Consider the following 13,475-nt stretch of genomic DNA (forward strand, 5'->3'; position numbering starts at 1 on the left):
TTACGTAGTGCGGCCGCAGGTTCGAATGATGAATTTAAGTCAAGTATTTGTTATTTTTATGAAATTCACTGTCCGGTTTCATCATTGCAGCAGTGCATTTTTTTCAAGGCTCGGCAGGTGAAATCGGTAAATCACGTGTTTAAAATGTGCTTTTGAACGATTCATATCTTATTGAATCATAATGATTCGTTTGATTTCACCCGGCCTTTTTGCCTCAATTTCTACCCTAGAGTGGTATTGAGTTTGGTGATTTGCACGATATCCGCGTTCCACGCCGCAACAAATCGATAAACATCGGCACCAAGCGATGGCCAACCGTGGAACATCAGGCCGGCATCACGCAATTTTCCGGCAAGATCCGGGGACATTTTGACAAACAGCTCATTGCCCTCTGCCGCATGCGTAAGTGACGCGCCCTGTTTGATCAGGACGTCGGCAAGGGCCTGCGCTGCTGCGTTGGCGTGGGCGGCATTTTTCAGCCAGACATCGTCATTGATATAGGCCAGAAGCTGGGTCGCCAGGTAGCGGTGCTTGGAATGCAGATGACCACTGCGTTTGCGCGCCTGCTCGATCCGGGGTTTCAGGCTGGTGTCAAAAAGAACAATGGCATCAACCGCCATGGCACCGTTTTTGGTCGCGCCAAAGCTGATGGCATCGACGCCGGCCTTCCAGGTGACATCTGCCGGATGGCATTTGAGATGTGCCATCGCGTTGGCAAACCGCGCCCCGTCCATAAACAGGCGCAGATCATGCTTGCGGCAGACTTCGCCAATCGCCTTGACGTCACCAACGGTGTAAACCGCACCAAGTTCAGTCGCCTGTGTGATCGCCACACATTCAGGCGACACCGAATGCACACCGCGATCAACCAGACCGCTGACAAAGCCATCAAGGTCATCTGCTTCAAGCTTTGCCGCCGGGCCATCCATCGGCAAAAGCTTCGCGCCGCCCGTGAAGAAGGCAACGCCGGTGCTTTCATCCTCGTTGATATGCGCTTCGTGGTGGCAAACCACCCCGCCATAGGGCGAAACAAGCGCAGACAAGCTGATGCAGTTTGCAGCAGTACCTGTTACAACCGGGATGACGGCAACTTCCTTGTCAAACAGCTCGGAAAAGGCTGCATCGAGTTGCTGACTGAGCGCGTCACCGCCATAGGCCGGTGCATTGACAAACGCGTCCTTTGTCAGGGCTTCCAGAATTTCCGGGCAAAAGGGCGATACATTGTCCGAGGCAAAATTCATCTTAAATCTCGTCGTTTTTTGGTGGCATTGGGGCGGTGATATCACATGCAATCGGGCGGCATGGCAAGGTTGCGCTATTGACCAACGGTTTCCGGCAAGGCTTCGATCATCTCGATCGGACTGTTCCAGGCACAGACAAACCGATAGGCATCAGGGCCGAGCGATGGCCAGGGGCGGAATACAATACCTGCATCGCGGAGCTTTTCTGCCAACGCATTGGTCATGTGAATAAACAACTCGTTGCCTTGGGGGACGAAGGCGGGCTTTGCGCCCATGGTTGAAAGGGATTTGGCAAGTGCCTGTGCGGCCGCGTTGGCATGACGGGCATTGCGCAGCCACAGATCATCTTCAAGATAGGCCAGAAGCTGTGCAGCAAGATAGCGATGCTTGGAAAACAGATGGCCGCCGCGCTTGCGGTTCTGTTCCGTTTTGCGCCGGAGTTCCGGATCAAACAATATGATCGCATCAACCGCCAATGCACCGTTCTTTGTCGCGCCAAAGCTCAGAACATCAACACCGGCTTTCCATGTGATTTCAGATGGGTGGCAATCAAGGGCGGCTACCGCATTGGCAAAACGCGCCCCATCCATGAAAAGCCGCATATTGTGTTTTTGGCAAACCGACCCAATCGCCTGAATTTCGTCGACGCTGTAAACGGTTCCGAACTCGGTACTTTGCGTGATCGCAACACATTCCGGGTCAACCGAATGCATGCCGTTTGAAACATGGTTGTTCAAATAGGCATCCAGTGCGTCGGCTTCTATCTTTGCCGAAGGCCCGTCAATCCCCAGCAACTTCGCCCCGCCGCCGTAAAAGGCAACACCGGTGGATTCCGTGACATTGATATGGGCGTGGTGATGACAGACCACGCCGCCAAACGGCGACACCAGCCCCGAAAGTCCAATGACGTTGGCCGCCGTTCCGGTTGCAACCGGCACGACGGATACATCACGCCCGAACAATCCTGAAAAAGCTGCATCAAGCATTTGGCTTTTGTCATCCGCGCCATAGGGCAGGGCGCTGGCATCGCTTTCGGCGGCGATGGCTGCAAGGATTTCCGGACAGATCGGGGTGACATTGTCTGATGAAAAATTCATTGGGGCCTCAAAGGGATGACGTAAAAAGGCGCGCAGTTTGGCAAGGCAATGCTGTTTGGTGGTTGGCCAAGATTGTTTGGATTTTGCGTGCTTGGCAAGTCAGCTATTTGCTGGTGGCGATGAATACGCCATCCCAATCGGCTGGTGGGGGCGTTTCTTTGAACAAAGCGATGCGGCTGGCGTAAAGATCATAAAGGTCGCCAAGCTTCGCAAAATCGCTTGATGCCTGCTGGCATTCTGCGATCAAATTTTCGGCCTCATCCCAGTTTCGGGCGCGATAGGTCGAAAGCATGGCCGCGTGCAAATCGGCGAAGTTTTTGAATTGCGCTGATCCCGCCATGTCCTTATCGCCCAGCAGGGCAAAGATGTGCAGTGCTTCGCTTTTGCCCTTAACGGTGATCAAATCGAGTTCGATCAGTGCGAAATCATTACCAATCCGTTTGGCAACATCCTCACCCAGAACGACATCGACGCCATAGTTCTTTGATTGTCCCTCAAGCCGGGATGCAAGGTTGACCGCATCGCCCAGCACCGAATAGTCAAAGCGTTGATCCGATCCCATATTGCCGACAAGACAATCGCCGCAATTGATCCCGATGCCGACATTAAGCGGCAGGAAAGCTTCATTGTCCTGTTCTGCTTCCTGTTTGCGTTGGTCATTAAGCTTTTTAAGCGCAATTCGCATCGCAAGCGCGCTGTCACAGGCATTATGGGCATGGTTTTCAACATCCAGTGGCGCATTCCAGAACGCCATGATGCAGTCGCCCATATATTTATCAATCGTGCCTTCACGGTTCAGGATGCAGTCACTCAGCGGTGTGAGAAGCCGGTTGATCAGGCGCGTCAGGCCTTGTGGATTGGATTTGAAACCTTCGGATATTGCGGTAAATCCGCGGACATCACAGAACATCAATGTCATATCCCGGGTTTCCCCGCCCAGTTTCAGACGCTCGGGATGTTCGGCCAGTTGCGCCACCAATGCCGGTGACAGATAGTTGGCAAAGGCCGCGCGCACCTGACGGCGTTCGCCTTCGGTCCGCATGAAACCAAGCGAACTGGTCGCAAGATAGACGGCTGCCAAACCGACAATCGGATAAAGCGGATCGATGAGCACGAGTTTATCTGAATAGGCCCACCAGGAAATGCCCATTGCGCTGGTGGCAATCGCCAGACCAATCACCGCCGGCCAGACCGCACCAAGCCGTGGGACTGCCAGAATGAAGAACATGCCGATGATCAGAAGGACCAGCATTTCGACTTCCGCCGCCCAATAGGGACGGGTCAGGAAATGCTCAAGCAGCATCTGTTCAAGCATCTCGGCATGGACTTCGACCCCCGGGATCACGCGATCAAGCGGCGTGGAGCGCAAATCAAGCAACCCGGCCGCACTCGTCCCCAGCAGCACCATTTTATTTTGCAGGATGTCGGTTCCGACTGATCCGTTAAGGATATCTGTCGCCGACAGATACCGGTCTTTCTGATGGCCGGTAAAGTGCACCCACATATACCCGGCGCGATCCGTCGGGATGGTCAGGGCACCAACGCGAACGGACGCGATGCCTTCCGAGTTGGTCCAACGCGTACTGCCGCTAGCCCCGGACATCCGCACCAGCATGGTCTTGGGGGCATTCTGTAAAACGCGCAACATCTCAAGGCTGAGTGTCGGGTAAACTGGCTTGCCAATGCCTGGCTGATCGTGGTCGATGGCAGCCATCAGCGGCACACGGCGCACAATCCCGTCTTGACCCGGCGATACGTTAACTAATGCGTTGCCGGTGGCTGCCGCCTCAATAATATCAAGGTTTCTGGCCGCACTTGGCAATACCGGAACGAAATCCGAAAGCGTGCGACCTGCTTCGCCAGCGGCACTGAAATTCCCGACTTGGCGGGGGAGGACGTCAAACTCGCCATTGCGGAGCTGAACCGCGGTGACCACGTTGCCAGTACCCTTGATGAATTGGGCAAATAGCTGATCGTGATCGGGCAAGGCCTTTGCCATTTCCGCGATACGATCACGTTCGGTGCTTTGCGGCCAATCGTCGATCACACGTGATGGTGATGTACGATCAGGTTCGGCAAAAACCATATCAAAGCCAACGACAAGCGCCCCATTGGCGCGCAGGCGATAAAGCAGTTCCGAAAGCTTGGTGCGCGGCCAAGGCCATTGGCCCTCGCTTGCCAAGCTGCGCTCATCAATATCGACAATCCGCACGCCGACATCTTCATAAGCGCGCGGTGCAATTTGTTGATAAAGATCGAAAACCGTTAAACGCAGCTGATCAATCACCGGCACATTCTGCCAGCGCAAAACGATGCAGGTGAACAATATGGCCAGCGGAACGGTGTATTGCAGCCCGGTCAAAAGAACGGGTTTGCTGAGGTGCTTGACCATTCAGACTTCCGTCTGTCGTACAAAACTATTCAAGCGTTGCGCTGCCGTCGGTGCCAGAGGAATAAGTGGTGGTCGACACGTTGAAATCAACGTTGTACGCATCTTTGAATGTTGCGGTCGCCTTGCAACCCAAAGTGCCGCAGTTCGAGTCATAGGTGAAGTCATCGTTGGCGAAGGCAACTTCCCCGCTTGTACTGGTGTAATCGAAAGTCGTCGGGTTGAAACTACCATCAAAAATCCCAGCTTTACCGGTCAGGCCAGAACCGGTCTGAGTTATATTTGAAAACTCTATGGCAATCGTTCTGTTCGCAAAATCTATTGAAGAACTGAAGCTATAGTCGACATTGGCACCATCGACGTTGATCGTACCAGTCGTTGCGCTGCCACTTGTGACCTGGCGAAGCCCGTCATAGGTAAATGGTCCCGACGAACTTGATGAAGCGCTTTGCGTATTGTTGTTCAGGATCGTCGTGGTTTCAGCGACGTTTGCGGCGCTATTGACCGTTCCAATTTGCGCCATGGCGACGTCAACAGCCTGCGCGCTGGTTGCGCCGGTCTGGTTTTGCGCCTGTCCGGTTTGCTGGCTCGTGACAACAGGCTGCTGCGTGGTGGATGAGGTCGAGCTTGAACCTGCACCGGAATCCGAGCCACCACCAAGTGATGCGGTACGCACAACATTTGCCGAAAAATCAAAAGTCGCGGCGCTGGTCGGGAAACGTGCGGGCGTGGTGACGTTGGTGTCTGAGACAAAGACGCCAAAGTTTTCGCCGGTCACGCTTTGTGAGCCGCCATTCTGGTTAAAGGCGGCAAAGGCGCCAGGGCGCGATGTTGTGTCATTGCGCGACAGACCGGGGCCTTGGTTCACCGCCATGAAAACCAGCTGGTTTGCGGTGTTTGCGTCGGTGGTATCAAAACTGCCCGGCACGATTTCGTTTGCCTGTTCGGCGGTCATGGATCGGATCAGGCCAATGGTGCCCCGAATACCGATCGATCCAACCGGCAGGTTCACATCCATGCTTGATGGATTGTTGAGCGGGATTTTACCGGTGACAAAGCGCATCACGCCCTTGGCCATATCGGCGACAATGCGTCCGTCGCCGGTGGCCGGGTCATAAACGAACTCGTCAATCGCAACGTCGCTGTTCGGGCCGATGGTAAAGACCGTTTCGTCAAGCAACAGGACCTGCATGCCCGAGTTGGCCGATGTAACGATCCGATCCCCCAAGTAAACGGGCATGCCACTCTCAACCAGAATACCGACTTCGCCGGTGACTTTGGAAAGCGTGATTTCACCGGTCACTGCGGCCGAGACGCCCGCCATTTCGGCTTCAAGTTCTGCACTGGCGGGTTTTGGCGCCATCAAGACTGTTGCGGCAATCAAAGGTGCGCAAAGCGACGTTGCGCCGGCAAGACGACGAATTGTCGCAGTCGGTTTCAGGGGAGAATATTTGGCCTTTTGCATCACTAGAACTCCCAGCGGCGTGTCAGAAATACCTGTGCACGTGCGTTATGGTATTCGTAGTTGGGAATGTTTGATTTTGTGTTCAGATACTCACCGGTGACCGACCAGTTGATCGGTGCCAGAAAGCCAAGTATCTGATTTGCCGTTTCGCTATCCCCAAACAAGTCGGTCGGCAATATCGTCGAAAGCGGTGCACCGTATGTCAGGCGGGTCCGAGTAATGCGATCCGTGCGATGTTGCGGCGAATTGCCGGTCGTCAGAAAATCCGGATCCCGGTACTGGTCCATGCCATAGCGGATGCTTCCGCTGATGTAACTTCCCCCACCAAACAGATAAGCATGGATCAGCTCGCCGCTCAAGCTATTGTAACTGTAATAGTTTCTGGCAGCATCCTTCATCCCGGCCGCAAAATTCAGCGTCGTTCGATGATTTGGCGACGAATTGTAGTTGCCACCGATCCGTGCGCCATAGCGCTGACCGGAATGCAGGCGAAGCGCACTGGATTCAGATGTGTTCTGATATCGCTCGTCAGAATAGCTGACATCGCCGTTCAGATTAAAGAACGGGCGTACGTTCCAGTCCAGCCGCAGGCGACCGGTTCTGGCGGTCAGGTACTTCTCGCGCGAGAGCGACTGAGCGGTCTGGCTGAGTGTCGGGGTCAGCATCCAGTATCCGCCGCGAATACGTGTGCCGATTTCAGCCGAAAAGGATCCAAGGTCCAGCGCGTCAAGCTGAACCTGGTCACTGCCATAGCCGGTTAAACTTGCAAAAACCTCGTGGCCTTCCTGATAGCCAAGGTCATAGCTGACGTCATAGCGAAGCGCCCCGATATAGGCGATGTCATTATTGGGTTTGTCGCCGCTTGCGGTGATGGTCGTCGGTGTGCCGGTCAGAAGCTGTACCTTGTCGTTCGGGGCCGCGTTGCGGTTGCTGTCAATCTGGCTTCCCAGTGTCAAAGTCAGGCTTTGTGACAAGCGCTTGCGGCGGCGTTCGATGGCACTGACATACTGACGGATATTGGCTTCGACATCTGGCGAGATATCCATTTGCAACAGCCGATCAAACTGGCTGCGGGCCTCGTCCAGGCTATCAAGGCGATAAAGAACAATCGCGTAATAAAGGCGTACCGGTGCCAGATCCGGGTCCAGAACAAGAATGCGTTCAAGGGTTGCGGATGCCCCGCGGACGTCGCCGCGCGCCAGCTGGGCCTTGGCCCAACGGAAGTTAAGGACGATGTCATCGGGATTTGCAAGGATATCGGCATAGGTGATGTCACCGCCATCATCAGTGCTCAGCAGAAAGTTCGCCCGTGCGGTTACGTCGGTCAATCGCTCGAAATCTTCGGAAAACTGGCGTGCTTCATCTGTGCGCACATCAATGCTTTGTTGTGCGCTTGCCCCGGTTGTTCCGATTGCAAGCGACGTTAGACCCGCTGCAATCAGCGCGGTAACGTACTGCCATCTGCCTGTCGTCAAACTGCTTTCCTACCATTGGCAGGTCAGGACCGTCATCGGGTGCTCATAATGTCAGCAGAAAGTTTGGCGACGAAACCCGAATGGCGACCATAACCTGTTTGGAAACGATCAAATCAGATTATGGTCTTTGAAAAGACAGGGATAGCCATTCGGCAGGTTGGTGTTGCCATGTGTGGATGGATAGTATTTCGCACCTCGCGTATAGTAAATTTATCGAAAGGTGGTTTTGCTCCTATCCATAGGTCACTCAGGGTTATACTGCGGTCCCGCCGACGGTCAGACCATCAATGCGGAGCGTCGGTTGCCCGACACCAACAGGAACACCTTGCCCGTCCTTGCCACAGGTCCCGATACCATCATCAAGTGCCATGTCATTGCCGATCATGGACACCTTGGTCAGGCTGTCTGGCCCGTTGCCGATCAGGGTCGCGCCCTTGACCGGTGCGCCAAGTTTGCCATCCTCGATCAGATAGGCCTCGGAGGCCGAGAACACGAATTTGCCCGATGTAATATCGACCTGACCACCGCCAAAGTTGACGGCATAGATGCCCTTTTTGACCGAGGCCAGAATTTCTTCCGGCTCCTTGTCGCCACCCAGCATATAAGTGTTGGTCATGCGTGGCATCGGGGCGTGGGCATAGGACTGACGACGGCCGTTACCAGTGGATTTGACACCGGTCAGGCGCGCGTTCAGGCGATCCTGCATAAAGCCCTTGAGGATGCCATCCTCGATCAGGACCGTTTTCTGGGTCGGCGTGCCTTCATCATCAATCGACAGCGACCCGCGCCGGTCATGGATGGTGCCATCATCAACCACCGTCACACCCGGCGATGCAATCCGCTGGCCCAGAAGCCCGGCAAAGGCTGAGGTACCCTTGCGGTTAAAATCACCTTCAAGGCCGTGACCGATGGCTTCGTGCAGCAAAATGCCCGGCCAACCGGGGCCAAGCACCACGGTCATTTCACCAGCCGGTGCGGCAACTGAATCAAGGTTCACAACCGCCTGACGGAGCGACTCATCAACCGCCTTTTTCCAGGTTTTTTCATCAAAGAACCCGTCATAGCCAATCCGGCCACCTTCACCGTGCGATCCGGTTTCCATGCGATCGCCCTGTTTGACAACGACCGAGACGTTAAAACGCACAAGCGGGCGAATATCGCCAATACGCTGTCCGCCGGAACGCCAGATTTGCACGGCCTGCCAGTTGCCTGAGATTGAGGCCGAAACCTGCACAACGCGCGGGTCGCGCGACCGGGCATAGGCATCAATCTGGGCCAGAAGATCGACCTTGGCTTCAAATGTGGCCTCACCCAGCGGGTTCACCTCGGAATAAAGCGATACGTTCGTGCCAATTGATCCCAGATCAACCTTGCCCGAGCTGCCCGAGCCAACCGCCTTGACGGTTTCAGCCGCACGCGCAACCGCGTCATTGGACAGTTCATTGGAATGCGAAAAGGCGGTTGCCTCGTCGGCAACAGCGCGCAGGCCAAAGCCCTGTGCGGTGTCAAAGTTCGCGCTGCGCAGGCGGCCATCATCCCAGACGAGGCTTTCGGATTGGCGATATTCAAGGAAGAGTTCCCCGTCTTCGGCAGCGCTAAGTGCATCATTGACCTGTGTTTCAAGCCGGTCGCGATCAAGATCACCCTTGGCGAAAAACAGATTGTCGGTGGTGCGAAGATCGGTCATGGAACCTCCTTGGGGCCGCGATAGCACGGCCAGAGAAAATGTCTTTCCCTATAAGATAATTCAGTTGAGGCAGTATTATCCCTTACTCAATTTAGGGTTTCTGATGCCTTCGACTTTCATCTATACAGGTACTTGTTCGGGCAAAGGACAAAGCCATGGCCCGAGTGGTTTATATAGACTGCAATAACCAATTATGAAAGCCCGTGGCAATGTTTGTCGAACATCCCCAGCGTGTCGCCCTTCATAATGAAATCCATGCCCGACCGTTTGGTGGTGTGACCAGCCCGGCGCGGTGTTCCTGCCTTGCCTTTCAAACGGGTGAAGACCTTGATGACGCGGTGCGCGACCATTTCACCGCCTTTTGCCACCGCTATAGCCTGACGCCGCCGGCCGCAGATCAAAAATATTTTGAAGCCGCCTGTGACGGATTTTCCGTCATCTGGGAACGGCACGCGGAATTCACGGTCTATGTCTTTAAACGTACCGAGCCATTCGATAACCCGTTCGAAGACCCGGTGATCAATCTTGTGCCGCGCGACTGGCTTGATGAAACACCGGGGCAATTGCTGGTGGGATTGCACATCGTTGTCGACAAGGCTGAGCGGAGTGAAGATGAACTGTCCCGGCTGTTTGATCATAATGGCCTGACCGGCAGCCGCATATTGGGCGGCACGGCACAGGTCTGGACGGATTTTCGCCTGCATGGCGACGGGTTTGGGCGCATCCTGATCAAGGATTGCGGCCTCGAACACCTTCAGGCAGGGCGTCTGGTGCAGCGGCTTAAGGAAATTGAGGTCTATCGCATGATGGCGCTACTGGCCTTTCCGTTGGCGCATACGGCGACCCCCAAGGTGTCGGAAATCGATACCCGCCTGTCGGAAATCACCGCCGAAATGGCGAGTAAAACCCAAACCAATGACGAAGAAACGCTTGCCAAACTGACCGATCTTGCCGCCCAGACCGAGGAAATGGCAGCCTCGCTCAATTACCGGTTCAGTGCGGCGCGCGCCTATTACCGCATCGTGCAGGCGCGCCTTGGTGAACTGCGCGAAGAACGCATCGAAGGCATGCAAACCATTGCCGAATTCCTTGAACGTCGCTTGGCCCCGGCGATGCGGACCTGTCAGAATATCGGCGATCGGTTGGAAGTTCTGTCAAAGCGTGTCGCACGGGCCAATAACCTGCTGCGCACCCGCGTCGATATCCTGCTTGAGGCGCAAAACCGTGACCTTCTGGCCAGCATGGACCGACGTGTGAAACTGCAACTGCGCCTGCAACAAACCGTCGAGGGTTTGTCGGTGGCCGCCATCACCTATTACGCGGTCGGGCTGCTGGGCTATCTGTTCAAGGCGATCAAGGATACCGGGGTTCCGATCAACGACCGGGTTGCCACGGGTGTTGCCGTGCCGCTTGTGCTGGGCGCGATATGGTTTTCGATGCATCGCATCCGCAAGGCGCTGCATCGTGCCGATGACTGACGTGACGTTTCTGAATTAAGTCGCATCGCGCAGTTTGTAAGCGGCATAGGTCGTCGCCCCAACCAGGACAACCGCACCGGCCTGATGGGCAACACCCAGCGGCAGCCACACGACAGTCAGAAGGGTCGTGATGCCAAGCGTGACCTGCAGGCAGGCTGCAAGCAGAACCAGATGGGTGGCAAAGCGTTGATTGGGGTTAAGGTCCCATTTGCCAGCACGCCACCAGAACACCAGCACCATCACAAATGTCAGTTTCGCTAGCCAGCGATGATCCCACTGCACGGTCATATGGTCCTCAAATGGCGCGAGCCACGCCGGATCAAACACGAACAGGCCATCGGGGATCAGTTGCCCGTCCATCAGCGGGAAGGTGTTGTATATGTGCCCGGCATTAAGGCCGGCGACAAAGCCACCGGACAGGGCGGTAAACACGATCAGACACAGCAACTGCAAGGCGCGGGTTGACGATGCGGTGGTTGCCGCACGCGGGCTCAACTGTTGCAGGGCAACCCAAAGCAGGGCGATGAAGATCACCAGTGCCAGACCAAAGTGCGCCGTCAGGCGATACTGGCTGACATCCGGGCGATCAACCAAACCGCTCATCACCATGTACCAGCCCATCAGGCCCTGCAGACCGCCAAGGATGAAAAGCCCCCAGAGCTTCCACTTGGTTGCGCGATCAATTGATTTCTTGGCCAGGAACCAGACGAACGGGATGAAGAACACAATCCCGATCAACCGTCCCCACAGGCGATGGATGAATTCGAGCCAGAAGATCGATTTGAAATCTTCGACCGACATCCAGGCGTTGATTTTCTGGAACTCGGGATACTGGCTGTATTTTTCATAAAGCGTCTGCCAGTCGGCTTCGTTCATCGGTGGGATGATGCCGGTGAAGGGCCGCCATTCCACGATCGAAAGCCCGGATTCAGTCAGGCGGGTCAAGCCACCGATCACCACCATGATGAAAACCATCGCCGCACAGGAAAACAGCCAGATGGCAACGTTTTTGTTGGCTTGTGGTTGCGCAAGGCTGACTTCGGACAGGGCAGGGGAGGCACTGCTGGACATCTGGACGCTCTCTTGAAGGTATCTTCTGGCGGACGGGTTTTGAAATTTGGCCCAATATAGGGCGGTTTTGCAAGAATTGCAGGAAAAGCTTTACGGAAAAATCGGGGCCGGTGGATCAGTCAGTCCGCAACTATTAAATACCAATATTTAGTGTTAATTATATATAAAACACATAAAAAATGTATTGAATAATTTGCTATCCACACTCATAGTCATGGGCAATAGAGAGAAACCCGCATTAGAGGATCGACGATGTTTCCCATCAATCTGGACCTGACGCGACTTTCGGTCGCTTTGGTCGGCAACGGTCAGGCCACCCTGAACCGTTTGCGCCAGTTTGACGGTGATGGGGCAAAATACGTCACCGTCTATTCCGAAGACCCGATACCCGAACTGGCCGAACAGGCCGGTGACCGGTTGCAGCGCTATTTGCCAAACTCGGCGGATGTCAACGCGGCTTCCATCATGTTTATCATCGACCTTGATCTAAAAAAGGCAGCCGAGCTGGCCTCCATTGCCAAGGCCGTTGGCACAATTGCCAATGTCGAGGACGTCAAACAATATTGTGATTTTTCATCGCCCGCGCGCATTCAGCGCGGTGATCTGATGATCACGGTTTCGACCAATGGGCACAGCCCGCGGCTTGCCGGTCGTATTCGCCGCGCGCTTGAAAAATGGCTGGTGCCAAGCTGGGAACAGCGCCTGCACGAACTGTCCAAACAGCGCGAAAAATGGAAGGCCGACGGGGCTGACATGCAGACCCTGTTGCGCAAGACCGATGAATATATCGATCAGCGGAGGTGGCTGCCATGAATGTGATGCGTGAAGAAGACATCGTCACCGGCGGCTCCATGTCTGTTGAGGAGGCCACGGATCGTGCCGCCCGTTTGATGGATCAGTATGGGCACCTTCAGGGTGTGTCACTGATCGAACCGATGGTACATGAAGAATTCAACGGCCGTATCACCATGACCTCATCCTTCGGGACAGAGGCCGCCGCCCTTCTGGCGCTGGTGGCCGAGGTCGACCGTGATTTGCCGGTGATCTTCCTTGATACCCGCAAGCTGTTTGGCGAAACGCATACCTATCGCGAAAAGCTGGTCGATCATTTGGGCCTGACCAATATCAAGATCATGCGCCCGGACGAGGAAAAGCTTAAATCTGAGGACCCCAACGGCATGCTGTTTGCCTCGGACGTGGCGAAATGCTGCTACTTGCGCAAGGTGGAGCCGCTTCAGCGTGCGCTTGAGGGCTATGACGCCTGGTTGACCGGGCGCAAGCGCTTCCACGGTGGCGAGCGTGATGCGCTTCCGGTGATCGAACCGGCAGGTTCGCGGATCAAGATCAATCCGCTGGCGGGGTACAAGCGCGAAGATATCGAAGACATCTTTGAACATCGCGCGTTGCCGCGTCATCCGCTTGAGGCCGAAGGTTTCCTGTCAATCGGTTGCATGCCCTGCACCGAACGTGTTGACCCCAACACGACCGATGTCCGTGCTGGACGCTGGGCCGGGCAGGACAAGACCGAGTGCGGCATTCACTACATTATCTAGGCCTAATTACGCTTTCATG

General features: G+C 55.1%; 10 protein-coding genes. 3 read left to right on the forward strand and 7 right to left on the reverse strand.

From position 1 onward, the window contains the following. Positions 1–221: 221 nt before the first annotated feature. The 6 genes from AUQ41_RS07070 to tldD all read right to left on the reverse strand — a co-directional run bounded on the left by AUQ41_RS07070 (position 222) and on the right by tldD (position 9,354). On the reverse strand, positions 222–1,241 hold the full coding sequence (locus tag AUQ41_RS07070; protein WP_063087353.1) for a low specificity L-threonine aldolase: 1,020 nt from the start codon (positions 1,239–1,241) through the stop codon (positions 222–224). A gap of 74 nt (positions 1,242–1,315) precedes the next feature. Beyond that, complete coding sequence (locus AUQ41_RS07075) at positions 1,316–2,338, reverse strand: low specificity L-threonine aldolase (RefSeq protein WP_063087355.1); 1,023 nt, start codon at positions 2,336–2,338, stop codon at positions 1,316–1,318. Positions 2,339–2,441: 103 nt separating this feature from the next. Beyond that, on the reverse strand, positions 2,442–4,730 hold the full coding sequence (locus tag AUQ41_RS21270; RefSeq protein ID WP_063087357.1) for a CHASE2 domain-containing protein: 2,289 nt from the start codon (positions 4,728–4,730) through the stop codon (positions 2,442–2,444). A gap of 25 nt (positions 4,731–4,755) precedes the next feature. Continuing rightward, on the reverse strand, positions 4,756–6,192 hold the full coding sequence (locus tag AUQ41_RS07085; protein WP_063087359.1) for a FecR domain-containing protein: 1,437 nt from the start codon (positions 6,190–6,192) through the stop codon (positions 4,756–4,758). Positions 6,193–6,194: 2 nt separating this feature from the next. Then, positions 6,195–7,667, reverse strand: coding sequence for a hypothetical protein (locus tag AUQ41_RS07090; protein WP_063087361.1), 1,473 nt, complete (start codon positions 7,665–7,667; stop codon positions 6,195–6,197). Positions 7,668–7,920: 253 nt separating this feature from the next. Next, positions 7,921–9,354: a metalloprotease TldD gene (tldD, locus tag AUQ41_RS07095; protein WP_063087363.1), complete on the reverse strand. Its 1,434-nt coding sequence runs from the start codon at positions 9,352–9,354 to the stop codon at positions 7,921–7,923. A gap of 209 nt (positions 9,355–9,563) precedes the next feature. On the opposite strand from tldD, the gene AUQ41_RS07100 reads away from it, so the two are divergent. Further along, entirely contained in the window at positions 9,564–10,832 is a 1,269-nt protein-coding gene (locus tag AUQ41_RS07100; RefSeq protein WP_063087365.1) for a DUF3422 family protein, read from the forward strand. A gap of 15 nt (positions 10,833–10,847) precedes the next feature. Here the strand turns inward: AUQ41_RS07100 and AUQ41_RS07105 are convergent, their stop codons facing one another. After that, a complete protein-coding gene (locus AUQ41_RS07105; RefSeq protein WP_063087367.1) occupies positions 10,848–11,903 on the reverse strand; it encodes a COX15/CtaA family protein in 1,056 nt (351 codons plus the stop codon). A gap of 252 nt (positions 11,904–12,155) precedes the next feature. Here AUQ41_RS07105 and AUQ41_RS07110 point away from each other — a divergent pair, with 252 nt between their 5' ends. Together AUQ41_RS07110 and AUQ41_RS07115 are read left to right on the forward strand one after the other, a co-directional pair. Further along, entirely contained in the window at positions 12,156–12,716 is a 561-nt protein-coding gene (locus AUQ41_RS07110) for a bifunctional precorrin-2 dehydrogenase/sirohydrochlorin ferrochelatase (RefSeq protein ID WP_008891572.1), read from the forward strand. Then, positions 12,713–13,456 carry a phosphoadenylyl-sulfate reductase gene (locus AUQ41_RS07115; RefSeq protein ID WP_083952829.1) on the forward strand — a complete coding sequence of 248 codons (744 nt, stop codon included), beginning with the start codon at positions 12,713–12,715 and terminating at the stop codon, positions 13,454–13,456. The genes AUQ41_RS07110 and AUQ41_RS07115 overlap by 4 nt, the downstream gene beginning before the upstream one ends. Positions 13,457–13,475: the final 19 nt, after the last annotated feature.

This window comes from Thalassospira sp. MCCC 1A02898, assembly GCF_001618185.1.
In the GTDB taxonomy this organism is placed as follows: Bacteria; Pseudomonadota; Alphaproteobacteria; order Rhodospirillales; family Thalassospiraceae; genus Thalassospira; species Thalassospira tepidiphila.